This is a genomic window from Streptomyces sp. NPDC099050 (genome assembly GCF_044759865.1).
Taxonomy (GTDB): Bacteria; Actinomycetota; Actinomycetes; order Streptomycetales; family Streptomycetaceae; genus Streptomyces.
The window spans coordinates 1-22,875 of the sequence record NZ_JBIWAE010000046.1 but is presented as its reverse complement, the minus strand read 5'-3'; the positions used below and the strand labels follow the sequence as shown (position 1 = coordinate 22,875).

Sequence of the window (22,875 nt, the reverse complement as noted above, 5' to 3'; positions counted from 1 at the left end):
GGTGCGGGGCTGTCCTGGCTGGCCCCGGGTGCGGGGCGCGGCCGACCCTGGGTTGACGGGCCTCACTGGAATTCCCCATCGCCTGCTCATAGTCTCCCCAGACCTGCTCCCCGCGTGGTTCCCCAGTCCAGGCCGAGTTGTCCATGGCACCGGGCGTCACTCCTCGTACTGGATGCCGTAGGGGGCGGTCGTCTGGCCGGGGTGGGCTGCTTCGACGTCGGGCGCGGTGTCGAAGTCTGTCGAGCAGTGTCTCGCGTTCGTCGGGCTTCGCGGTGGTGAGTGCGAACGGGACCGGCCGGCCGCGGAACGTGTACACCGGGGTGCGGCCTTATCGCGGACCTGCACCGTCCGGGTGGACGATCCGCTGCTGCTCCTGGCGGACTACGTGGAGGGGACGGACCGTCCTGTCTGGCTGGGTGGTGGAGGGGTCTGCCACATGCGGCAGAGCCGTTTGGCGGACAGACCCCTTTCCCGTGTTCCGGGTGTCCTTAGGCGAGCTTGCCGAAGAGCCAGTTGCCGGCGGCGTTCTGGTCGGGGCTGGTGTAGTACTCGCGCTGGGCGGTGAGGAGCTCCTGGACGCTCAGCTTGCCGCTGCCGTCGCGGTCCAGGTGGCGGAAGGCGGCCTCGCGGTCGTTCTGGGAGGTGCGGAACACTTCCTGCCAGGCCAGGAACTCCTTCTCGTCGACCTCGCCGTCGCCGTCCGTGTCGAGGAGTCCGACGATCGCCTCCGTCAGGGGGCGGAAGGCCTGGTCGAAGCCGGCGGACGAGGTGATGAACGCGCTCTCCATACCGGTCCGGTACTCCTGCGGGGTCAGGCGCTTGTCGCCGTCGGCGTCGGCTGCGGCCGAGAGGGCGTCCCAGAACCGGGCCAGACCGTCCATCAGGAGGGTGCCCTTGGGGGAGGTGGCCGACTCTCCGAACTTTGCCAGCAGCTGCGCGCCCAGGGTCAGGAGGTCCTCGCGGTCCACCGAGCCGTTGCCGTCGGCGTCGATGTGACCGAAGCAGACGTCGAACTTGCGGTGGAGCAGGGCGGTTCCGGACAGGCTGGTCATGGGGGTGTTCCTCTCGTAGTGCTGCTCGGGGTGGTGCAAGGGGTCCCGGCCGGCCGCTGTTGACGGCTGCCGGGAGGTTTGGGGGCGGCCGAAGCCCACAGCCGCGAGGTGGTCGAAGCGCTCGCCGTCCGCAAGGTCCGGGCCGGCGATGCTGATTCCCTGGAGCCGGGTCGTGCGCATCCAGGGCAGGTTGGCCTCGCCGAACACCCCGCCGGACAGGCCCGTGCCGCCGATGAGCGGCAGTACGGGCAGGGTGCCGATGTGGCTGTCGTTGACTTTGAGGAAGCCGCCGTTGGACACCTCGTCGGCGAAGCGGTCCACGACCTCAAGGTCGCGGGCCCACAGGGAGTTGCGCAGCCCGTACGGGTTGCCGTCGACGAAGGCGAGGAGGGTATCGAGCAGCTCACGGTCCGGCGCCTGGTCCGGCACGACCACGCACATCAGCGGGAAGAAGGTCTCCTCCGTCACCGCCCGCATCCGCGTCGCCCGCTCCAGGCCCTCCACACGCAGCAGCACCGGCCGGACGAACGGCCCACGCGGCGTGGGCCGGTCCCGTACGTCGACCAGCTCGCCTCCGCACAGCAGCTCGGCCCCCTGGGCAATGGCGTCCTCGAGGACCTCCGTGCACTGGGCCCGCTTGACCACGGGACTCAGTACGACCTCCGGGTCCTCGGGCGGACCCACCCGCAGGCCCTCGACGCGGGTGCGCAGGCGGCGCGTGAACTCCTCGGCCACCGCCGGGTGCACCAGGGCGAACTTCGGCGCGATGCACAGCTGCCCCGAGCCCCAGTACCGCTCGACGGCGGCCTCCACGGCCCCGCCGAGATCGGCGTCGCGCCAGACGACCAGGGCGTCGTTGCCCGCCAGTTCCATGACCGGCTTCTTGCCGTGGTCCAGGCAGTCCCGGGCCAGCCCGGCGCCGTGCGTGGAAGCCCCGAAGTAGAAGATGTCGTCGCACTCGGGGGATTCCAGCCAGGTCCGCAGCATCGGCCGGGAGGGCGCGCACAGAACGCTCAGCGTCCCGTACGGGGCCCCGTGCTCGGCGAGCAGCGGCGCGACGATCTCGTGGAAGACGTACGCCACCCCGAGCGGCACGGCAGGAGGGGCGTTGACGATCAGGGTGTTCCCGGCGGCGAGGGCGGGTACCCCGCAGAGGGCGGCGAGCACGGAGGCGTTGCGCGCCGGGTTCAGGCACACCACCCCGTCCGGCTTGCGCACCAGGCGGACCAGCCGTCCGGCCTGCACGCCCTCCCACACCATCGAATCCCGGGCGTGCCCCAGGGAGTCGGGGTGGGTGAGGGCCAGGGCGGAGGCCAGCGCCCAGCGGGCCGCCGTCACCGGGTGCCCCTCCGCGACGAGGACCCCGGTGAACTCCTCGGCGCGCTCGCGCAGCGCGTGGTGGACGGCTTCGGCGAACTCCAGGCGCCGCTCCAGGGGCACCCGGGCCCAGCCGCGCCGGGCCGTCCTCGCGTGCTCCAGCGCGGCCCGGGCCTGGGCGGGGGTGGAGAGCGCCACCCGTCCCACCAGGCGCGGGTCCTGCACGTCCCCTTCGGCGGCCCGGCCGCAGTCGAGCCGGGCCTTGAGCGCGAGGCCCTCGTACAGGTCCTCCAGCAGTGCGCTCGACCGGGGCCAGTGCACCCAGCCGTCGCCGGGCTCGCCTACCCCGCCGAGGAGGACGGGGTAGGAGGGGTAGCCGAGGGTGGTGGGCGGGCGGTGATCCATGGCCCTGATGCTGGGGGCTGGAGGCCATCCGGACCTACCCGGTCCCGGCTTGTTCCCCGGAACGAGTGATCTTCCAGCTCGGGAGGATTCCCCCCGGCCCGTTCGGATGACGCGTCCTCAGGTGCTTCGCGAGCTCCGACACGGCCATCAGCACGTCCCGCATCTCGCCGGCTCTCTGCTCCGGGCGGGGCGTCAGAGCGAGCCCCGAAACGGCTGCGGCCGGCGCCGTCCGGACCGAATCCGCACCCACCGACCCCAGCCGGTTGTGCACCGTTTCGGGAGGCAGTCGGGTCGGTCCGGGGGCGGAGCTCACGAGAACGGGAGGCACCCCGTGGCGACCTCTGCCGTCCGAGTTGGCTCAGGGAGACTCAGGTCCGGTCGCGGGGCCAACCGCGCTCCGTGGCCACCGCGGCCCTCTGAAACGCCTGAGGAGCGACGAGCCCAGTTCCCACCGAGGCCTGACGGCAGGGTGAAAGGGGCTGTCCCCACAGCAGTTGGTGGATCGGCTCGGGGTGCGGCTCGTCCTGATCGGAGCGCACCCCTCAGGACGAGCCGCACCCTTCTTTGATAGCTGCGGGCACCGGCGGACATCTCGCAACACGGTTGTAGCCGGGCGGGCTTCGAAAGACGTAGCGGTCGTTACGGGGTGATGAGTACGAAATCACCTGCGAGGGTGGCGCTGGTGGCGCCCTGGGTGCAGGGGGAGTCGAAGGCCACGGTGGCCAGGCTGGTGAAGACCGCGGGGGTGACACCGTTGTGGAACCGGCCGCCGGTAGTGGCACCGGTGATCTCAACGGCGGAGAGACCGGGGCCGACTTGGGTGACCGCTGCGGCGGCCCAGGCGACGGTTGTGGTGGCGGGGCCGCTGCCGCCGCTCCAGGTGACCGTCAGGGTGCCCGTCGCGCCGGCGACGACGAAGCTATCGACTACTGGGAGGCACAGGGCCGCCAGCGCGGAGCCGGTGGCGGTGAACTGCGCGTCGGTGATCCCGCCGCCGGAGCATCCGGCAAACCGCACGGGACCGGTCGTGCTGACGTCGATGTCCGCCGGGAGCAGGGTGGGCACCGCACGGCTGAAGCCCACCGTGCCCGAACCGCCCGTGCACGACACCACCGTCGCGGCGTGGGCGGCGGGTGCGCCCGTCAGCAGCGCGGCGGGCACGATCGCGAACGCCGCAAGTGCCGACACGAGACGGCCACGGAGCCCCTTTCAACCTGACCGTGGGGCTGTGGTGTTGGTCGGTGCGGGCTGTACGGAACGACGAAGCTCCTGGTAGATGGGTTCTCGACCAAGATCACCCGTGTCCGCCAGGAGCTTCGCGTGCTTGTCTACCCGTCGTCGATCGATCTGTCCAGCAGTACTTGCGGCACCTGGCCGGGCAGCTTGCAGTCCGGCGACGGGAGATCGGTACGCGGTGGCGACGGCTGCCGGCCGGCCGTCAGGCCCTGCTCGCCCTGGCCTATCTGCGGTGTGGCGACACCTACGCCCAGCTTGCCGCCGGCTTCGGAATCGGCATCGCGACCGTCTACCGGTACATACGCGAGGCCGTCGAAGTCCTGGCCGCTCGCGCACCGACGCTGGCCGAGGCGATGGAGACGGCCCGGGAGAAAGCGTTCGTGATCCTGGACGGCACGCTGATGCCGATCGACCGGATCGCCGCCGACACCCCCTACTACTCGGGCTGTGAGTATGGGTGTGCCGCCTCGACGCGGGGTCTGACTCGTACTCTGGCTGGCCCTTGGTGCCTGGTGTTTGATCTGTCGGCCACCGCGTCGGGGCGGTGCGTGCTGGCACCGGGCAAGGCGGAATGTGTCCCAATAGAGGCTTTGTCTCCTTCCGAGGCGTCGTCACAGTCCTGACCTGCGGCCCTGCACGGTGTCAGCGCATCTCACCGCCGCTGAGCACTGAGGAGAGCCCGTCGTGAGCCCTATACAGCCTGGTTCTGAGCAGCAGCCTCACCAGATGGTCGTCCTCGGGGTGGACACGCACAAAGACGTCCACGTCGCCGCCATGATCGACATCACGGGCCGGCTGCTCGGCACGGAGGCCTTCGCCGCTACCACGCACGGGTACGAAGCCCTGTGGAGTTGGGCGCGGTCGCACGGGCAGGTCAGCCAGGCCGGCGTCGAGGGCACCGGCTCTTACGGGGCCGGCCTGGCACGAAAGCTGTGCTCGCTTGGCGTCGCGGTCATCGAGGTCAACTGCCCGGACCGGTCGATGCGCCGAAGCAGGGGGAAGACCGACGCGGTCGATGCCGAGGCCGCGGCCCGGGCAGTGCTCTCCGGCCGAGCCACGGCCGTGCCCAAGTCCGGCGACGGTGCCGTCGAAGCGCTACGCGTCTTCAAACTTGCGAAAGACTCAGTGGCTGTTGTCTTTCCGGTCGTGGCCGCGGTGTTTCCGCTGGTCAGGAATAGGAGCGGTGACTCGGTGGGAGTTGTGGCCTGTCGGGTTGTTGTTCTCCGGGAGGTCGCGGATGCCGTCTGTTTCTGGGTTGCTGGAAGAACGGGAGCTCGCTGCTCGTCGTCGTGTGGAGGAGTTGCGAGAGGAGGCCGATCGCGTCCAGGCCGAGCTGGTGGTGGCCGAGCAGGACTGGAACGAGTGGGTCATTGCCCGCTCGCGGGTCGGCGAGGTCCTGGCCCTGGGCGGTGCTGGAGATGCCGCCCCGGATTCCACCGAGGGCCTGCGGGAAACAGATCCGCAGCCCGAGCCGGCGAAGCCGAAATCGGTGGTGCCGGTGTGGCGCGCGGGACTGGCCTGGTCGGCACTGTCGGTGGACTACCAGCGCATCCTTCGGGTCCTGTCCGACCAGGGAGGTCTCGGCCAGGGACCTTTGACCTGCCAGGAGATGGCCGCCGCGTTCGGCATCGACCCGGTGCCTGCGAAGGTGGAGACGCTCCGCTCGAAGGCGAAGAGGCTGGTGGCCCGGGGCTGGCTGGCCGAGTTGACGCCGGGGCAGTTCACGCTGATGCCGAACGCGTCCGGGCCAGGCGGCGGGTCATGAGCAGGGTCATCGACCAGTAGACCATCGCCTCGGCGCTCGCGGTGCGGCGTTCGAAGTCGCGAACGAGGCGGCGACTGCGCATCAGGTGAGCGAAGAACCGCTCGACGATCCACCGCTTGGGCAGCACGACGAAGCCGCGCATGTCGTCGCTGCGTTTCACGATCGCCAGGACCAGCGCGAGCGTGGTGAGGCAGTGCTCGATGAGACTGCCGGTGTATCCGCCGTCGGCCCAGATCACTTCCAGCCGGTGATGCCCGTCGGTGACCTGCTCGAGAAGTACCCGGGCGGCAGTACGGTCGCCGGTGTCCGCGGCGGTGACCATCACGCCCAGCAGCAGTCCCAGCGTGTCCACCACCGCGTGCCGCTTACGGCCGTTGATCAGCTTGCCGCCGTCGAATCCGCGGCTGTCCGCGCCCACGACGGCGTCCGCTTTCACCGACTGGGAGTCGATCACACCCGCGGTCGGCTCCGGGTCCCGGCCGGCCTTCTCGCGGACCTTCCCGCGCAGCCGGTCGTGGAACTCGACGATCAGACCGTGCTCGCGCCAGCGCCGGAAGAAGGCGTAGACCCGGTCCCACGGCGGGAAATCGGCCGGCATGGCCCGCCATTTGGTTCCGTTGTCGACCAGGTAGTGGAGCGCGTCCAACATCGTCCGGTGGCAGTACGCCTCCGGCTGCCCGCCGCGGCCCTCCAGCCAGCCCGGCACCGGCAGCAGTGGACGGACCACGGCCCACTGCGCGTCCGTCATGTCGGTGGGGTAGCGCCGCTCACGCGTCCCGTTGTCCGCGGCGTTCCCGAACCGGTGCGCGAGACAGTCACACGACGGGGTGAGAGGACTGGACCCGACCCGCACGAAGGCGTAGAACTGCGACAACAGGGCCTCCTGGAAAACTCGTTGGCGTAGACACCTACCGAGCTACCAAGAGGCCCTGTTCTCACGCCAGCAACCCACCGCGATCACCCGAACGGGACCCCCGTTCGACCAACACCCCACAAGATCGGAACGACAACAGCCACTCAGCGGTCAAGTCGCGAACCCAGGCCATCAATCAGATCAAAGCCGTGCTGGTCTGCGCAGATCCCCAACTGCGCGAGGCCCTCGCGGGGTTGACCAACAGCGCACTGATTGCTCGGTGCGCCGAACTTGCCGACCCGACGTCCCCCACCGTCGCCCGGCCCGTCGAGCTCAGCCTGTGCCTACTGGCGCGCCGCGTGCAGAGCTTGTCAGAAGAGATCCGCCAGTTCGGGCGCTTGATCAAACAACGGGTTCAGGACACTGCTCCCGACCTGCTGGAACTCCACGGAGTCGGACCGGACTCGGCCGCGGCTCTCCTGATCGCGGCCGGGGACAACCCGCAGCGCTTCTCCAGCGAGGCGTCCTTCGCCGCACTGTGCGGAGTGAGCCCGGTCGAGCGGTCGTCCGGCAAGAGCCAGCGACGTCGACTGAACCGCGGAGGCGACCGCCAGGCCAATGCAGCTCTCTTCCGCATCGCCCTTACCCGGCTTCGCGACCACCCCGAGACGCGCGCCTACCTTGCGCGACGGACCGCGGAAGGCCGGACCAGAAGGGAGATCATCAGATGCCTCAAGCGGTATCTCGCCCGAAAGATCTTCAAGATCGTCAGCACTTCAATGGCGACCAGGGCAGCTTGACGAAACATAGAGGCGTCAAACACAAGCGGCACGGCATGAACGTGCAGGTCCTCACCGACCCATTCGGCCGACTGCTCTGGGCTTCCCCGGCCCTGCCAGGAGCCACTCACGACCTGACCGCGGCACGAAGCCATGGCATCGTCGACGCGCTCGCGGTCGCGGGACTGAAGTGCTGGGCGGACAAGGCCTACCAAGGCGCCGGCCGGCACATTCGAGTCCCCTTCCGGGGCCGCCGGCTCAAGCGCTGGATGCGACGGCACAACAGCAGTCACGCCAAGATCCGGTGCGTCGGCGAGCAGGCCATGGCCGTGCTGAAGGGTTGGCACCTCCTGCGGAAGCTCCGCTGCAGCACCAACCGGATCACCGACATCGCGAAGGCCATCCTCGTCCTCCACCACGCCTCAACATGAGGTTGGAAAAGGCTCACTGTCTAAACCCCGAAGGACCCTCCGCGGAGCAACACTGGGCTGACCGGGTTGCTCATGCGGACAGGGTTTGTCATACGTCAACCGTAGGTTGACGCCGTGACGGTCTCTGGCACGGTCCCACAACAGTCCCACAATCCCGGTCAACCCTTGTGAGTGATTCAGAGCTTGATTTGACTGTCCTCAAGGGTCGGACAACCGACCACGAGCTGTCTTTGAACAGCTACATCACTATCTGGAGCTCTCCTTGAAGAGATTGACCCGGATTCTCGCCGCCCTGTTCTGCGCGGTGGTGGTATCGCTGGGGATGGCCACTCCCGCGAGCGCGGTGCCCCCCGGCACCGGAGCCTTCAACCACCTTCTCAACATCGACTCCGGCATGTGCGCAGCGGTGGGCGACGACTCGAGGGCATCAGGCGCCGGTCTGATCCAGTACGAGTGCAACGGCAAGGACAACAAGCAGATCAGGAGCCTACCGGCCGGCGGCAACCTGTTCGCCCTCCAGATTCGGTCGACCGGGATGTGCATCGTTCCGGCGTCCGGGAACGATCACGCGATTCTCATCCAGATCGACTGCATGCATGCCCCCGCACTGCTGTGGGCGGCTGAGTACACGGGCAATGACACCTACCGCCTCAGGAACCACACCACCGGCTTCTGCATGAACCCCGCTTACGGAAAGATGTGGACCGGTCAGCCGCTCGAACAGGCCACGTGTGGCGCCTGGGCCGGCCAGCGGTGGCACTTCAGGGACCTGTCCCCCAGTGGCGGCGGTGGCGGCGGTGGCGGTGGCGGTGGCGGCGGGGCCGGCGATGTGCCCATCGAGGTGGAGTAGCACCCGCTTCTCATGATGCTCCGACCCTGCATGGATCCGACGTCGGCAGTCGGATCCATGCAGGCACTACATTCCGGTTGTTTCGACCACCGCCGCCCGGAACCGTCCGGTGAGCGCCTCCAGCCCCTGCTGCCGCCGGCGGAAGTAGGTTGACCGTGTCAGGTGCAATTGCCGGGCCACCACGTGATGGGCGGGCGCGCGGTGCAGGTGATACTGCAGAAGGATCTGTCCGGCCTCGGCCTGCGCCGGATTGTGACTGGCGGCGAGGGCCTCCACGGCGGCTCTGAGCCAGCCCCTGAGATGGCTGACCGTCGGGGTGTGCTCGAAGGTCAGCAACGGACTGCGGGCCAGAGCCTCGGGGTCGTGAATATCCTCGAGGGCGTCGCCGACCAGGTCTCCAAGCCCCCGGTCCGTGGATCGTGGACCCGGAGTCGATCGGCTGAGCGCCTCCAGCCAGCCGGGCAGCGCGTCGGGGGCGAAATCCTGGCTGTAGATCTCCGGCGATCGGCCGCAGCGGTACACGTCGTCGCGGGCCGCGCCGTGGTGGGCGAACCCCAGGGCCTCGACGAATCTCTGATAGGCCGGGTTCGGCGTGCAGACCACGATGCGCCCGTGCTGGACACCCAACGAGATCATGTGGCGCAGGATGGACGCGTGGACCTCAGGCTGTTCGCAGAACGCGCTGGCGACGAGCACCCCCGCCGCCTGCCCGGGCCCGGCGAGCAGGCTCGCCGTGTGCTGCTGGAGCAGCGGCTCGATGCCGGCGACCGTCGCCTCACCGAGCGGGATGGCCGTGGCGACCCCTATCGGGCGGCCCTCCGGGTCGCGGGCGAGGTGGAAGGCCTCCGGCGCGTACTCCAGCCACCGGCCCACGATCCGGTCACTGCGCTTCAGATCGAAACCGCCCTGCCGAGCCCACCGGCGGCCCAGGCGCTCCACGTCGTCGGCGTCGCCCGGCCCGGCCTGCTCGATGGGCGTCGGTTGGCGGGCGGGCGGGAAGAGCATGTCGCGGATGGCGGGTTCGTCGGCGAGGAACAGCCCGTGCTCCACCAGTTGGGCCTGTTGGCGGCGGTCCCGGGTGACGCTCAGCAGCCTGCCGTTGCGTGCGGCTGCCCGGGTGAGGGCGGAGCGGTGCTCCAGAGGCCGTCGCCAGCGGTGGGCGAGGTCCAGGATCATCCGGTACGGCTCCGCCACCCCTAGGCCCAGTTCGGTATGGGTCACGACACTCAGCTCCGCCAGCGTCGCGAACACCTCCGACGGGGCGGCCAGCAGCTCCTCGTCGCCCGGGCCGACCGACGCGAGCAGGCTCAGTGCCCGCTGCCACTGCTGGCCAGCGGGCCGCTCCCGCGCTAGCCGGTCGTGCACGACCCGCGCCACCCGGTCAGCGACCGGTCCGGCGGGTACGGCCGGGGACCCGGCGTGCAGCGCGCGGCACGCCGCCCTGGCGAGGAGCGGGATCCCCATGGCCAGACGCACGACGAGATCACGATGCGCCGGATCGGTGACCTGACACCGGACGGCCAGAGCATCGATATCGGCATCGGATCGTGGCCCAAAGCCGACGGCAGAGACCTCGTCGCCCGTCCACTCGTCCCACGACAGCAGCGGGCGACGGCTGACGACCAGGACCGGGACCTCGGCCCGCCTGACACTCCAGGCTGTGGCGGCCACGGCCTGTGGGCTGTCGACGCTGTCGGCCGCCACTATCCCCGCCCCGGAGGACAGTGCGTTCCGGAGCTCGGACGACGCGTGACGCTGAGACATGTCCACGACCACCGCCCCGTCCAGCCCGGCGGCGACCTGTGTCTTACCCACCCCGAGCGGGCCCACCAGATTGACCAAACGCCCCGAGCCCAGGGATGCCAGAATCCGCGCTTGCACCCCAGCTTCCGTGGCCGCATCAGACTGTTTCATGAATCGTCATCATGCGGGAGTGGGCCGGCAACACGCGAGCCGCTGTACAGAGTTGGCGAAGAGTTGCGCTTCCCGCCGGTGGCGGAGGCTGCCGAAGAGGCCGGCACTCTTTACGCTCGGCACGTCCCGTACGTACGTGGCCGACTGAACCCGGTGGGGCGGCAGCGGAAGGGCACCCAATGCAGCAGCAATCCGCGCGGCCGCAGTCTGGGCCTGGTCCACCTTCAAGGCCTGGGCCTTCGCGGAGTTGGCGTACTTCTCAGCCGGCGCGATCTGCCCGGTGATCCGGGTCCGGGTGTTTCCCACAGCGTCGGTGGAGGACTTCTCATCTCCGGTCTCGTCCACCACCAGCACCGCCTGACCGTCGGCGAGATGATCCACTACCCAGCGGGCCAGCTGCTCGCGTACCGCCTTGTGGTCCCACACCGCCCGGGCCAGAAAGTGCTGCAGTCGATGCGGACCGGAGTGCCCCAGCGCCTCTGCCAGCGTCCAGCAGTTCACCCGCTGCAGCCCCATCAGCAACGCCTCGGTCATCTCCCGCATCGTCTGCCGTGTTTCCCGGCGCGGGAAACAGCCCGTTACCAGGCCCATGACCGCCCCGAAACCGTCCTGCCACGCCGCCTGCGTTACCGTGGCCTCCACGGCCACCGCGCCCTGATTCGTCGTCACAAACGGTCATGATCGCGGTGGCCGTACGCATGCCCGCAGACACCCCTGTCGGCCCCCTGACCAGCGCCGACGAGCTAACGATCACGAACTACAGCTGCCGTGTCTGACTCCGCATAGGGGCGTCAGGAGCAAGATCTGAATGTGGGAAGTGAATCCACTTTGGATCTCTGTGAGCGGCCGTTTCGACGGATCTCGGTCGGGGCGGAAGGAACCTCGTCGTTGAGTCGCTGGGGCCGGCGACGGCATCAGGTACGGGTGGTGCCGCAGAGCTCGGCGAGCGCGGCGTGGACGGTGGTGCGGTCGGGGGCTTGGGTGCCGGCCAGGCCGTGGAGGATCATCCCGCTGAGTGCGGCGGAGACGGCATAGGCGCGGGCGGGCGGCAGGTGCCGCTCCAGTGAGGTCCGGCCGGCGGTGATGGTGCGGTCGGCGACCGGCCGCAGCGCGGGGCGGCGCATGGCGGCGAGGAAGAGCTCGTACTCGACGACCCAGTGCGTCGCGTTGTCGCCGGTGCAGGCGGTGACGACGGCGTCGGTGAGGCGGTCCACGAGGTCGGTGGTGGAGGCGACCGGCTGCTGTTCGTCGAGGTGTTCCAGGTAGGCGAGGAACTGGTCGACGGAGCGTTCGAAGGCGAGGTGGATGAGGTCGTCGCGTGTCGCGAAGTGGTAGGTGGTGGATGCGACCGGCAGGCCGCCCTCTTCGGCGACGGAGCGGTGGGTGAGGCCCTCCAGGCCGCGGGCGGCGATGACGCGCTCGGCGGCCTCGATCACTTCCCGCTTGCGCGCCTCGGGGTCGCGTCGGCGGCGCGGGGGCTGCGCCGGGGCGGGCTGGCCGTCGTTCGTTCCGGCATCCACCACAATCACTCCTATTGCTTCAAATCGGACATTCCTGCTACGGTACAGAACAACAGTACCGTTCATGTGAAGGCAGGACGCAGACTTTCCGGCGGGCGCCGACCCCGGCGCCCGCGAGCTGAGCCGAAGACGGGTGCATGAGCCCCCAGGTCGGCCAGTACTGCACCTGCCCAGCTGACTCTCGACAGGAGAACCCTATGAAGATCGCTCTGCTCGGAACCGGCGCCGGCGCGCGCTGCCACGCCGCCAAGCTCACCGCGCTCGGCCACCAGGTCACCGTCGGAACCCGCGACCCGAAGGCCACGCTGGCCCGCACCGAGCCCGACATGATGGGCACCGAGCCCTTCGCCGGCTTCCTCGCCGCCCACCCGCAGCTGACGCTGGCCACCTTCGCGGACGCGGCCGCCGACGGCGAGCTCGTCATCAACGGCATCGACGGCGCCAACGCCGTCGCCGCCCTGACCGCCCTGCCCGCCGGCGCCCTCGCGGGCAAGACCCTCATCGACTACGCGGTCCCGTACGTCTACCAGCAGCCCGGTGACACCGAGTACCCGTGGCCCACCCCCTGGGGCGCCATGCCGCGTCTGAACCCCGTCGACAGTGACAGCCTCGCCGAGCAGATCCAGCGCGCCCTGCCCGACACCCGCGTCGTGAAGGCCTTCGTCACCCAGGAACAGGAAACCGTCGTCAACCCCGCCGAGTTCGGCGGCGGCGACCACACCATGTTCCTCGCCGGCGACCACCAGACCGGCAAGACCGCGGCCACCGAACTCCTGAACGCCTACGGCTGGAGCGACATCATCGACCTCGGCCCCCTCCAGGCGGCCCGCGGACTGGAGATGTACGCCCACTTCCACACCGCCCTCGGCCTCGCCCTCGGCAGCCGCTTCGGCGTCAAGATCGTGCGCTGACAACGTCTTCCCACCGACCCGACGACAAGAAGCTTCCCCCATGCAAGCCACCTCGTTCGCCGCACTGGCCGTACGCGACGTCACCGAGACCATCGCCTTCTACGAGCGACTCGGCTTCACCGGCCCACCCGCAGAGGTCACCGATGGAACCGACGGAGTGCACATCATCATGAATGGCGACGCTCCGCTGTTCATCCTGTCGTCGGAAGCCGAGTTTCAGCGGGACACGCCCGCTCTGGCCGCCCAGCCACTGGGAGCCTCCTGCGTCTTCTGCGTCGGCGTCGCCGATTACGACGCCACGGCAGCCCGCATCCGCGACCAGGCCGAGGTGCTCCAGGAGTTCACCGCTGAGGGCGTCTTCCGGATGCTCACCTCCCGCGACCTCAACGGCTACGCCGTCGCCATCAGCGAAATCCGGGTGTGACCCCCGTCCGCCCGGTGGGCCGTAGGACGGTCTACCACCGCAGTCCCCCCTCGCGTTCTCCCACCGGCGGGCCCCAGACCCGCGCGCGGCCCCCGCAGCGCACTGGGGCCGGCCGCACCCGCCCGTACGCCCCGGGCAAGGCATCCAGGCATCACCGGGCGGGGAGCGGTGGCGCCGGGAAACGACAGGACCGCCGAACCCACACCCCGGAGCCGCCACATGCACCGCCCGCTCGTCATCACCGCCTTGTGCCTGGGAACGCTCGCGACGGCTGTTGCCGCCTCCACGTTGCTGCCAGGCCTCCCGCTCCACGACGCCGTGAACGACCGCGTCTTCAAGGAGAAGGAGCGGAGCTACCCCACCGCAGCCGACGCCCCCCAGAAAGGAGACCTGGCCTTCGTCCTGCCCCGCTGGATCCCACAGGACGCAAGGGAAGTCAGGGTGAAAGTGAAGACCACCGGCTCGGCCAAGCTGATCCGGTTCTCTCTCGGTGCCACGAAACTCGGAAGCGACACCTGTGGGCACAACCGCCCCTCAGTGGGCGCACCCCGACTCGACGCTCCCTGGTGGCCTTCGGACGTGCCTGAAGACAAAGCCGTACCCCGGTGCTCGGACTACTACCTGTACGGAGTGGAACAGCGTGGTGAGGAGGTCTTCGCGTGGACCAACGGCGGCGTCTCACCACAAGGCCCGGAGCGTTCCAACGAAAGCGCCGCGCCGCCCCCGGCCGTATCCACGCGCAAGCGTGGCGGCTCACCATCAGCTCAGTGTCGGAGCAGGACGCCCAGGCAGCCCGGAGGACCCTGCAGGGTCGGGGGCGTGACGGCCACCGTCATTCGAACGGCCGCGTAAAGCGCGCGCAACCACCCGGCTGGGACGAGAAAGAGATTCCAGCCGCTCAACCACCCAGGAGAACACCCATGCCGTTCGTTCCGTGCATCAGCGTCCCGGACACCACTGCCAGCGTGGCCTTCTACCAGAGCATCGGCTTCACCGTCGACTCCTCCAGCGCAACGGCCGGAGACGACCTGCACATGCTGCTCTACCAGGGCCAGCTGGCCGGAATGCTCTACGGGAACACCGACCTCAAGACATGGCTGCCGGTCCTCAAGGACCAGCCCATCGGCTTCGCAGGCATGTTCTACCTCTCGGTCAGCGATTTCCAGGCCGCCTACGACCGCGTCAGCCGACACGCGGACATCGTGAAGGAACCGGTAACCGACAACAACGGAGTGCGCGAGTTCTACTTCCGCGACACCGACGGATACGTCATCGGCATCAACGACCACGCCGCACTCAAAGCCAGCGACATGGGCAGATTCACCTGACCCCTACCCGCCCTGCCTCAAGCCGCCCTGCTCGACCGTACCGGGCCTGTAGGGCGCCGGCCGCCGCCCGGCCCCGCACACCCGGACGCGCTGTGTCCTGCGGTTCACACCGCGAGCCTGGCGGATGACGGCATGGACCGCGCCAACACCACGAGGGCGACGGGTTATCCCATGCGCCTCGGTCGCTGCTTGCGCGGAGCGTCCAGATCCGCCCGCAGCATCCCGTCGATGGCCAGCTTGTACGGGTCCAGGCGCGATCCCTGGTGTGGGGGAGCCGTTCCGCTGAGTGAGCTGACCGTATCCTGGAGCACGGACGGTTCCACCCTGGTCAGGGAAGAAGCTCCGATCTGGATTGCGGCCGCGCCGCCGCCTCGCTAGCCGCGGGGCAGCCATCCAGCAGCGAAATCCGCGAGGTCCCGTGCGCGCTGCGCCCGTTCCTCGACCAGCCGACGGAAACCCGCCAGTGCGTACCGCTCACCGGTGGCCGATCCGGGCCCGCGGATGCCGGCGACCTCGGTATGAGTTGCTGTGGCTGGGGCTGCCAGCCGATGACCAGGACTCGCAGGCCCAGGTGCTCCGCGCGCCGGTGCAGGTCCAAGAGGTGCAGCAGCCCGTCGGAGTCCATGGACACCACGCCGTGCAGATCGACCATGAGGTCCCGCTCGTCACTGGTGACATCGTCCAGCGCGTGCTGGAGCGCCGCGCCCGCGTCCACGTCGAGTTCCCCGGTGACGCTGAGCAGGACCGAGCTGCCGCAGTGCTGGACGTCCATGGTGATCAAGGCGTTCTCCTCCCGGCCGGAGGCGCCGGGCCTTCGGGACCCCATCCTGGCCTGGCGTTCCCCCGGACGGGTACGAGGCTCGCTGAAGCTCCGGCATCAACCCGGCCAGGTACGGATCACCGCCTCACCGGAGCAGGCTGCCCCGCCTGCGGGCCGGCGGTGGGCGGGGGCGTGACAGAGCCCGGCCGGGTGACTACGGGCCTCGGCCGGGCTCTGCGTGCGTGGGGTGCCGCTCTGCTTCAGAAGTCCTCGTCGCGCAGGTCGCGCTCTTCGTGGAGCGGGTCCTCCTCGCGGCGCCGCTTGATCTCGTCCGGGCTCTTGCCGCGGGACGGGGTGCCGGGCTCGGGGTGGACCGGGTCCTGGCCGGGCCGCTGCGGGCGCTGCTGCTCCTCGCGGCCCTTGCCCGGCTCCTGGCGCTTGTCCTGCATACCGCCCATGACGGCGACTCCTCTTGATGCGGGGGTAAGGATTCCTCCCAGTCACGCTCACACGGACAGTCGCGGCCCGCACCATTTCGGCTACGGATCGTGGCGGGCGGGTGATGTCCGCGGCTCACCGGGGGCGCCGGAATGCGGGCTGCGGGTCCGGTATCGAGGATGGACGCACACCCCACCCGCCCGCGCCGTCAGGAGCCGATCCCCATGCTGGAGCGCACGCTGCGCAAGGACCGCACCGAGGTCACCTTCATCCTTCCCGCCGACGCCCCGCTGGGCCCGGTCAGCGTGGTGGGCGACTTCAACGACTGGCAGCCCGGCGTCCACACCCTGCGGCCGCGCGAGGACGGGAAGCGGGCAGTGACGGTCGAGCTGCCCAGCGAGAGCACCCATTCGTTCCGCTACCTGGCTGCCGGTGACTACTGGTTCAACGACGACAGCGCCGGCGACCAGGACGGCCCCAACAGCCGCCTCCACACCTAACGGCCCAACCGCCGTGACGTGGGGCGGCCCCAGGCGTTGAGTCCGCGACACGTGCCCCCGGCCCACCACCCCCACGGGCCGGAATCCGTGTGACGGCCCTGCCACCTCGCCCGGGACCCTGTTGGCCAATTCGATCGGGGTTCTTCGCCTGTCGCTATGCGGCGGGGCGAAGGGCTGCCAAGGGGCTGACTCGCGTACTCGCGTGTGGGATGCCAGCGAGCCAGGCATCGATCCGGATCAAGTTCACGGCGGCGCCGATTAGCTGATGTTGGAGGCTTGTCTTCTTCAGGCCCCGGTATCGTGATCTGCGCAGGCCGCACGCTTGCACGGCCTGCGAAATCGTCCCCTCGACACCGGCGCGGATCTTGTAGCGGGTCTTCCACTCGTCGGTTTCCTGGAGCTTCCGCGCCTCTTTCATGGCCTCGTACTCCTCACGGGGCCGCAGGTTCAGCTCCCGCCGTTTCGCCGTGGGTGAGAATACGCATTCCCGCAGCTGGGGGCAGGGGCGGCAGTCGGCTGGGGAGAATCGGACTCGGATGACGGGCAGTCCGTCCTGGCTGCGGTAGTGATGCCACTCCGTGCTCGTGGCGCCGTTCGGGCAGACAGCGCGGTCGTTGTCCCAGTCGATAGTGAAGTCGTCCTGGCCGCCGAAAGTGCCCTTCTCACGGGTCCACCGAGGATTCACGGGCTTCAGCGGCCCGTGCAGGGCGACATCGTGATCTCGGCGGGCGGCCGCCAGGGAGCCCGCGTTGGCGTATCCCGTGTCAACCCAGTGCTCTTCTGGCAGCAGGTTCCGTTCGGCCAAGCTGGCATGGACAACAGCGGCCATCCGATCGTCAGGGACACAGGAGACTGTGGTGGTGACGTTGGTGACAAGGTGGACCGAACCGACATCGCACGTCTCGGTGAAGTGCGCTTTGTAGCCATCCCACTTGACGTCGCCATGGACTGAGCATCGCGCCTGCGGATCATGGGGAGTCACCAGCCGCATCGCGCCAGGCGGACGGTCGCCCCTCTCCCGCTGACGCACCACGTCACCCTCCAGATGGAAGTGCTGGACCCATGCCTGCCGCAAGAGCTCGACTTCGGGAAGACGCCGCAGCTCAGGAGGCGCGCTGGGAGACCACACGAGCCGCAGAAGCTCCATGCCGTCCGTGCCGATCCGCTGTGCCACTTCGGCACGCCTATCACGCTTCTTCGGGAACCTGGACTCGTCGATCTTGGTGCTGTAGTGCCTGAACCAGTCCGGCCTCACATGCTCACCCAGCCAGTCTGGCGCGCCCTGGGCCACGGCGTTCATCGCGAAGCGCAGGGTCTCCGCGATGAACTCCAGCAAGTTCAGTGCGCGGGCCGCAGAGGCCACGTGAGTGGAGTCCGTCCGCGCCTTTCCGCCGGCTGCCAGCAGGCCGCGCCCCTGGGCCGCGATGAGGATGCTGTCGAACACTCCCCGACCGCCATCCAGGGTGATCAGACGGTCACGGAACTCCGACAGAACGGAGAAATTGAAGCCGGAGTCCGTGAGCTCCAGCCCGAGGGCGTACTTCCAGTCGATGCGGGCACGGACCGCCTCCGCGGCCTGCCTGTCCGTCAACCCTTCGACGAACTGCAACACCAAGACCATGGCCAGCCGGCCCGGTGACCAGGCCGGCTTCCCCCGTGCAGGAAAAGCGTCCGAGAACTCCTCGTCTCGGAACAAGGCACCGAGCTCATCACGGATACGGATCGCCAGGCTTCCCACGGGAAACGCGGCGCGAGCCACCCTGGCCGTCTCCTCGGGAACCCATCCAGGCTCATTCGCATTCATCGACACCCCGAGCACCCCACCCACACGACGACGGTCTCCAACAAGTCTCAGAGACCGCCGTCACCCTCCGCAGTCGATTGAGAACAATTAGCCAACAGGGGCCCTCGCCCAGCTGCGGGGCCGTCGTCACCGCCCGGGACTCCGCCGTTGAGGACCTCGGGTTCATGACGGAACGGTCACGCCCCGCCACGTCGCCCGACCGGGTTCGTTGGGGGCCCGGCCGGCGTGCGGCGCTCCCTCTGCCGCCGCACGCCGGACCGTCGATCCAAGTGGCTCCTGCAGGCTCTCAGTTGCACCGGAGACGGCGCGGTGCGCCGACCCCAACCCCACGTCCGTTCCCGCCCCCACCTGCCTGCCACGGCCATGCCCTCATGAGCATCACCGTTTCACTGCCGGGCGAGACGTACGAAAGTCCCGGACGACCGATGCTGTTCCCGTCCTCGGCAGGTATCGTGATTACACGTGTAATCACGCGCGCCGGACTGGCGTGGAAGAGACCTCGGAGCAGGAGAATCATGAAGCTCAACGTCCACGAGCGCGGCGAAGGCGACAAGGTCGCGCTGCTCATCCACGGTGGCATGTCCGACCACCGCACCTGGCACGCTGTCGAGGACGAGTTGATCGCCCGGGGCTACCGTGTCATCGCACCTGACCTGCGAGGGCACGGTCTCAGCCCCCGCGGCGAGTATGAACCCGAACTCCTGGCCGACGACCTGGTCGAGAACGTGCCGACGGGCGTCGACGTGGCCATCGGCCACTCGATCGGAGGTCTCGCCCTCGCGTTCGCCGTCCAGCGCCTTCGGCCGGCCCGCGCGATCTACTCGGACCCTGGGTTCCGGCTGGAGAACAACCCGCCGGGCATCGAGAAGTTCATGCTGGCCATGGTCGAGAACGCGACCGCCGAGAGTGTGAGCGCCAGGAACCCGCGCTGGTCGGCTGCGGACGTCGAGGCGGAGCTGGCCGGATTCGCACTGTTCGACCATAAGGTCCTCGACCTCACGGTCGGGGAGACCGCCCTGCGGTACCTGCCGACCGAGGCGGTGGTCCCCTCTCTGGTGCAGCTGGCCGACCCGAGCCTGGTCATCCGGGACAAGACTGCGCAGGAGCTGCGCGACAACGGCTTCGAGGTCCGGAGCGTCAAGGGCGCGGGGCACTGCATCCACCGGGACGACCTCCCGGGCTTCTTCAGCTCGCTCGACGGCTGGATCTGACCGCCGGGTCGGCCGGTGGCGATGGGGAGGGGCGGGACAAGAGGTGAACTCCTGTCCCGCCCCTCCCCATCTCCACCGGCGCGGTCAGCGGATGCCCCTGATCCGGTACACCGAGACCGCGCCGGCGATCGCGAACACCCCGGCGAAGGCGAACAGGGTCGTATAGCCGCCCAGGTAGGCGATGAGCAGCGAAGCGACAAAGGGCGCGGTGTGGACGGACCGTGTACGGGCGCGGGCGGGCCGGTGGGCGCCCACCGGCCGGGAGCGGATCGGCGTGGAGGGGATGCTGATCGCCGTCCCCATGCGGGTGCTGGGCCGGCGGGCAGGTCAGGTCGGTCTGGAGCAGGCGGACTCTGTCCTGACCGCCTTGAGCGGGTTCGTCGCTCTGGCCACCGTCTACCGGGCCCTGGTCTACCGGCGGCCGGACACCGGGCCGTCTCCGGCGGGGCCGCTGGTGCGGCCCTGGGAGGAAGTCCGGCGCCACGCTGCCCGCGAGGCGGGCACCGGGTGCGGGGTCTGAGACGGCGGGCGGCGCGTGGCGGGTCCGCGCGGCCGGGAGAACCCGATGGCGGGCAGGCTCGTTGGGTTGTTCGTACTGATCACGAAGTGAGGAGTTCGGGTATGAGCAGTGGAACCGCCGTCGAGGACAGCTGTGTGACCGCGTTCAAGGAGCTGGCGACGCGGAAGGTCAATACGGTGCTCTACCGGTTGAGTGATGATTTCAGCGCGATCGTTCCTGACAGCAAGGGCACGATGACCTACGAGGACTTCGTGAAGGCCCTCCCGGAGAACGAGCCCCGGTACGCGATCCACGACTACGAGTTCGCCACTACGGACGGCCGGAAGACCAGCAAGATCGTCTTGTTCAGCTGGGTCCCCGAATCCAGCCCGATCAAGCACAAGATGGTCTACGCGTCGAGCAAGAGCACCCTGCGCGCGACCCTGTCCGGCATCGCCGTCGAGATCCAGGCCACCGACCCCGGTGACCTCGACCGCGAGGAAGTGGATGCCCGCGTCATCCTCTGACTCCTCGCCTCCCGCCCCCCACAGCTTCGGGTTCCCGCTGCCCGCTCGCCGCCACCCGCGCACTGCGCCCTCCGCACCCGCGAGTCACCGTGCCCACGGGCCGGTGTCCCGCGGGGCCTGATCGCGACGCACATCACGGTCCGGCCCAGTCGACGCCCAGCTCGGCGAGCACGGCGAGCTGCTCGGGGGTGAGCCGGTCGCGGCGCTGCTTCTGGTTGACGATCCACACCCCCGTCCGGTGCTCACCGCCGTCGGGGAGCTGCTCGACGTGACCGCGCCCCGGCATGCCGCCACCCTCCCGCTCCACGTACTGCGCAAGGGCTTCAACGCCTGCCTGGAAGGCCACTGCGCCCCGTCCGGACGTGGAGGTCGAAGGCGTCTTCGCGGCGGTCTTGCGGGCCCGTAGGCTGCCTTGACGCCGAGTGCGCCGAGCCGTTCGCGCTGCTCGTTGCCCAGCCGGTTCCAGTCGCGCCGCTGGGTGGCGAGCCAGCGGCCGACGTCCTTCCCGTGTCGGGTCACGCCGGGGATGATCGCGGTCAGGCGGGCGCCTTCGGCGAGGAGCTGGGCGAGGTAGGCGTAGTGGCGCTGCCAGTCCACCGTCCACCCGTGTTCGCCTTCGGCCGGGTTCCAGTCCTCGTCGATCGCCGCGAGCGCCTCGGCCCGCCGGCGGGCGCGTACGGGGTCCTTGCCCAGTCCGCCGGGGCGGCGGACGTTGGTGAGCCACTGTCCGACGGCGCGGTCGAGGGCGGAGGCGTGCCGCGGGGCGGCGAGGGTGCCGTGGAGCTCGTAGTAGGCGCGGGCGGCGGCGAGGTTCTCGGCGAAGACGGCATCCGCGGTGTCCCACACGATCCCCAGCTCCTCCAGCTCGGCCGTGTGCTCCCCGTTCATGGCCCCGGCCCGGAACGTGCGGCGCTGGTCGAGAGCCACCGCCCGAGTGGGTACGGGCCCTCGGTGTGGCCGTAGGGGACCTCCAGGTCGCCCTCGCGTTCCCGGTAGCGGAAGGCGGCCTCGACGCCCCGGAGCCAGTCCTGTCGTTCGGTATTGAAGATCTGGTAGCTGATCCATTTCGCGATCAGGGCCGGGTCGCGCGGTGCGGCGAACTGGAGCAGCAGCCGGGCCTCCTCAGCGCCGTCCGAGGGTGCTTCACCGATCAGCGGCGACGGCGCTACGATGCGCTTCTGCTGTTGCGATGCGCCGGAGGGGACCATGACGGGATGCCTCCCGGGAGAGGTCGGAGCCGCACGGGGAGCAGCGCGGCCCGGGTACGGCCACAGGGGCCGCCGATGTGAGCCGGTGACCGTCCTGGAACACTCCTTCAGCGCCACCAGATCCGCCCGCACGGGCGGATCTGGTGGCGCTACGGCCATCAGGGATGGCAGACCCTGGTCGACGCCCTCGACAACCCTGATGACGTCCGCGCCTACACGGTCAGCGAGGAACAGCGCCATACCACTGAGCGGGCCGTGCGCGAACATGAGGACAGGAGCGGGAAGAGAAGTGCCGGCGCCGGGAGGCGACGGCCTGGCCCTGCCCGTCCTGCGGAAACAAGGTCTACCCCGCCGACCCAGACGACGGCGGGGTCACGGGAGCCGCGCCCGGCGGCTCGAGCCCTGACGGGCCGGACCTTCCACCACGGCCTACGGGGCCCGCTACCGGACGTCGAGGAGGGAGTGGGCGAGCGCCCTCTCGGAGGCGTCGAGGGTGAAGCGCAGGTGCTCCAGGCGCGCGGTCCATGCCGGGGTGCGGAAGGAGGTGACGCAGAAGCGAGTGGGGTGGACCAGGGCGGTCGCCCCGTAACCCTCCTGCTCCGTGTGGCGCAAGCGGACGCGCAGCATGCCGTCCTCCTCGCCGACAGGGTCGGCGTCATCGACGATCCAGTCGTCGCCCACCCGGCCGTGGATCGCGGCGTATCGGGGGAGGAGGAGGGCGAGCGGGGAGGTGAAGGAGGGGGTGAGGGGTGCCTCGGTGTGCCATTCACCGTCGGGCCCCGAGTGGCTACTGCGGTAAGGCGTGCTGACGGTCCGTCCGCCGTGGTCCACGTCGGTGATCCAGCGGTCGCGCGACACGTAAATCAGGGACCCACTCTCGCCGCGCTCACCGTCGGCGAAGTCGGTACGGAACTCGCAGGCAGCCTCCTCGGGGTCGGCGCCCAGGAGGCGGCCGATCAGCTGGACGTGGCTCAGTGGCACGGCGCTCCTCATGGTCGGGCGGAACCTGCTTGGGTCGGGCCCCGCTCAGGTCGAGCCCTTCTTGAACTGGGCTTGCTTCGCTTTGACGGACATCCGAGATAAGGGGCTTGGGCCCCGGAAGGATGATGTCCATCATGGAGAGCATGGCGAAGAAGAAGGTGC

At 69.4% G+C, this 22,875-nt stretch carries 23 protein-coding genes and 3 pseudogenes; 14 read left to right on the top strand and 12 right to left on the bottom strand.

Annotation, left to right across the window (positions count from 1 at the left end):
- Positions 1–488: 488 nt before the first annotated feature.
- Together ACIQV3_RS39365 and ACIQV3_RS39360 are read right to left on the bottom strand one after the other, a co-directional pair.
- Positions 489–2,774, bottom strand: coding sequence for an aldehyde dehydrogenase family protein (locus tag ACIQV3_RS39365; protein WP_403721853.1), 2,286 nt, complete (start codon positions 2,772–2,774; stop codon positions 489–491).
- 639 nt (positions 2,775–3,413) lie between these two features.
- The gene (locus ACIQV3_RS39360) at positions 3,414–3,962 is read right to left on the bottom strand and encodes a hypothetical protein (protein ID WP_403721850.1); all 549 of its coding nucleotides are present in this window, start codon (positions 3,960–3,962) and stop codon (positions 3,414–3,416) included.
- 132 nt (positions 3,963–4,094) lie between these two features.
- On the opposite strand from ACIQV3_RS39360, the pseudogene ACIQV3_RS39355 reads away from it, so the two are divergent.
- The 3 genes and pseudogenes from ACIQV3_RS39355 to ACIQV3_RS39345 form a co-directional block, all read left to right on the top strand.
- Positions 4,095–4,456 (top strand): annotated as a pseudogene (locus tag ACIQV3_RS39355) (transposase family protein); the annotation flags it as partial.
- A 280-nt stretch (positions 4,457–4,736) separates the two neighbouring features.
- Positions 4,737–5,105, top strand: a pseudogene (locus tag ACIQV3_RS39350) (transposase); the annotation flags it as partial.
- A 142-nt stretch (positions 5,106–5,247) separates the two neighbouring features.
- Complete coding sequence (locus tag ACIQV3_RS39345) at positions 5,248–5,775, top strand: hypothetical protein (RefSeq protein ID WP_403721847.1); 528 nt, start codon at positions 5,248–5,250, stop codon at positions 5,773–5,775.
- Here ACIQV3_RS39345 and ACIQV3_RS39340 read toward each other — a convergent pair.
- Positions 5,732–6,523 (bottom strand): IS5 family transposase, encoded by a 792-nt coding sequence (locus ACIQV3_RS39340; protein WP_403721845.1) that lies wholly within the window; start codon positions 6,521–6,523, stop codon positions 5,732–5,734. The two genes, ACIQV3_RS39345 and ACIQV3_RS39340, sit on opposite strands and share 44 nt — an antisense overlap.
- A 314-nt stretch (positions 6,524–6,837) precedes the next feature.
- Between ACIQV3_RS39340 and ACIQV3_RS39335 the strand changes: the two genes are divergently transcribed.
- From ACIQV3_RS39335 to ACIQV3_RS39325, 3 genes and pseudogenes are all read left to right on the top strand, one after another.
- Entirely contained in the window at positions 6,838–7,428 is a 591-nt protein-coding gene (locus tag ACIQV3_RS39335; protein ID WP_403721842.1) for a transposase, read from the top strand.
- A gap of 5 nt (positions 7,429–7,433) precedes the next feature.
- A pseudogene (locus tag ACIQV3_RS39330) lies at positions 7,434–7,838 on the top strand (transposase family protein); the annotation flags it as partial.
- A 262-nt stretch (positions 7,839–8,100) separates the two neighbouring features.
- Positions 8,101–8,688, top strand: coding sequence for an RICIN domain-containing protein (locus ACIQV3_RS39325; RefSeq protein ID WP_403721839.1), 588 nt, complete (start codon positions 8,101–8,103; stop codon positions 8,686–8,688).
- A gap of 66 nt (positions 8,689–8,754) precedes the next feature.
- On the opposite strand, the gene ACIQV3_RS39320 is transcribed toward ACIQV3_RS39325, so the two are convergent.
- The 3 genes from ACIQV3_RS39320 to ACIQV3_RS39310 form a co-directional block, all read right to left on the bottom strand.
- Positions 8,755–10,602 (bottom strand): hypothetical protein, encoded by a 1,848-nt coding sequence (locus ACIQV3_RS39320; RefSeq protein ID WP_403721836.1) that lies wholly within the window; start codon positions 10,600–10,602, stop codon positions 8,755–8,757.
- Between the two features lie 9 nt (positions 10,603–10,611).
- A complete protein-coding gene (locus ACIQV3_RS39315) occupies positions 10,612–11,271 on the bottom strand; it encodes a transposase (protein ID WP_403721834.1) in 660 nt (219 codons plus the stop codon).
- 245 nt (positions 11,272–11,516) lie between these two features.
- Entirely contained in the window at positions 11,517–12,122 is a 606-nt protein-coding gene (locus ACIQV3_RS39310) for a TetR/AcrR family transcriptional regulator (protein WP_403721830.1), read from the bottom strand.
- A 197-nt stretch (positions 12,123–12,319) separates the two neighbouring features.
- On the opposite strand from ACIQV3_RS39310, the gene ACIQV3_RS39305 reads away from it, so the two are divergent.
- From ACIQV3_RS39305 to ACIQV3_RS39290, 4 genes are all read left to right on the top strand, one after another.
- Positions 12,320–13,033: an NADPH-dependent F420 reductase gene (locus tag ACIQV3_RS39305; protein WP_403721826.1), complete on the top strand. Its 714-nt coding sequence runs from the start codon at positions 12,320–12,322 to the stop codon at positions 13,031–13,033.
- 40 nt (positions 13,034–13,073) lie between these two features.
- Positions 13,074–13,457: a VOC family protein gene (locus ACIQV3_RS39300; RefSeq protein ID WP_403721823.1), complete on the top strand. Its 384-nt coding sequence runs from the start codon at positions 13,074–13,076 to the stop codon at positions 13,455–13,457.
- 219 nt (positions 13,458–13,676) lie between these two features.
- Complete coding sequence (locus ACIQV3_RS39295) at positions 13,677–14,309, top strand: hypothetical protein (protein ID WP_403721820.1); 633 nt, start codon at positions 13,677–13,679, stop codon at positions 14,307–14,309.
- A 68-nt stretch (positions 14,310–14,377) separates the two neighbouring features.
- Positions 14,378–14,785 carry a VOC family protein gene (locus ACIQV3_RS39290; protein WP_403721817.1) on the top strand — a complete coding sequence of 136 codons (408 nt, stop codon included), beginning with the start codon at positions 14,378–14,380 and terminating at the stop codon, positions 14,783–14,785.
- A gap of 328 nt (positions 14,786–15,113) precedes the next feature.
- Here ACIQV3_RS39290 and ACIQV3_RS39285 read toward each other — a convergent pair whose 3' ends face one another.
- Positions 15,114–15,557, bottom strand: coding sequence for an STAS domain-containing protein (locus ACIQV3_RS39285; RefSeq protein ID WP_403721889.1), 444 nt, complete (start codon positions 15,555–15,557; stop codon positions 15,114–15,116).
- 248 nt (positions 15,558–15,805) lie between these two features.
- A complete protein-coding gene (locus ACIQV3_RS39280) occupies positions 15,806–16,003 on the bottom strand; it encodes a hypothetical protein (protein ID WP_403721814.1) in 198 nt (65 codons plus the stop codon).
- Between the two features lie 204 nt (positions 16,004–16,207).
- Here ACIQV3_RS39280 and ACIQV3_RS39275 point away from each other — a divergent pair, with 204 nt between their 5' ends.
- The gene (locus ACIQV3_RS39275) at positions 16,208–16,483 is read left to right on the top strand and encodes an isoamylase early set domain-containing protein (RefSeq protein WP_403721811.1); all 276 of its coding nucleotides are present in this window, start codon (positions 16,208–16,210) and stop codon (positions 16,481–16,483) included.
- Positions 16,484–16,637: 154 nt separating this feature from the next.
- On the opposite strand, the gene ACIQV3_RS39270 is transcribed toward ACIQV3_RS39275, so the two are convergent.
- Positions 16,638–18,293: an IS1182 family transposase gene (locus tag ACIQV3_RS39270; RefSeq protein WP_403721808.1), complete on the bottom strand. Its 1,656-nt coding sequence runs from the start codon at positions 18,291–18,293 to the stop codon at positions 16,638–16,640.
- A gap of 509 nt (positions 18,294–18,802) precedes the next feature.
- On the opposite strand from ACIQV3_RS39270, the gene ACIQV3_RS39265 reads away from it, so the two are divergent.
- The 3 genes from ACIQV3_RS39265 (at position 18,803) to ACIQV3_RS39255 (ending at position 20,524) form a co-directional block, all read left to right on the top strand.
- Entirely contained in the window at positions 18,803–19,498 is a 696-nt protein-coding gene (locus ACIQV3_RS39265; protein ID WP_403721807.1) for an alpha/beta fold hydrolase, read from the top strand.
- A gap of 181 nt (positions 19,499–19,679) precedes the next feature.
- Positions 19,680–20,018 (top strand): hypothetical protein, encoded by a 339-nt coding sequence (locus tag ACIQV3_RS39260; protein ID WP_403721805.1) that lies wholly within the window; start codon positions 19,680–19,682, stop codon positions 20,016–20,018.
- Positions 20,019–20,119: 101 nt separating this feature from the next.
- The gene (locus ACIQV3_RS39255; RefSeq protein ID WP_403721802.1) at positions 20,120–20,524 is read left to right on the top strand and encodes an actin-binding ADF family protein; all 405 of its coding nucleotides are present in this window, start codon (positions 20,120–20,122) and stop codon (positions 20,522–20,524) included.
- 84 nt (positions 20,525–20,608) lie between these two features.
- Here ACIQV3_RS39255 and ACIQV3_RS39250 read toward each other — a convergent pair whose 3' ends face one another.
- From ACIQV3_RS39250 to ACIQV3_RS39240, 3 genes are all read right to left on the bottom strand, one after another.
- Positions 20,609–21,451 carry a helicase associated domain-containing protein gene (locus ACIQV3_RS39250; protein WP_403721800.1) on the bottom strand — a complete coding sequence of 281 codons (843 nt, stop codon included), beginning with the start codon at positions 21,449–21,451 and terminating at the stop codon, positions 20,609–20,611.
- The gene (locus ACIQV3_RS39245) at positions 21,409–21,732 is read right to left on the bottom strand and encodes a helicase associated domain-containing protein (protein WP_403721797.1); all 324 of its coding nucleotides are present in this window, start codon (positions 21,730–21,732) and stop codon (positions 21,409–21,411) included. Before ACIQV3_RS39245 ends, ACIQV3_RS39250 begins: the two co-directional genes overlap by 43 nt.
- A 441-nt stretch (positions 21,733–22,173) precedes the next feature.
- On the bottom strand, positions 22,174–22,713 hold the full coding sequence (locus ACIQV3_RS39240; RefSeq protein WP_403721794.1) for a hypothetical protein: 540 nt from the start codon (positions 22,711–22,713) through the stop codon (positions 22,174–22,176).
- Between the last annotated feature and the right edge of the window lie 162 nt (positions 22,714–22,875).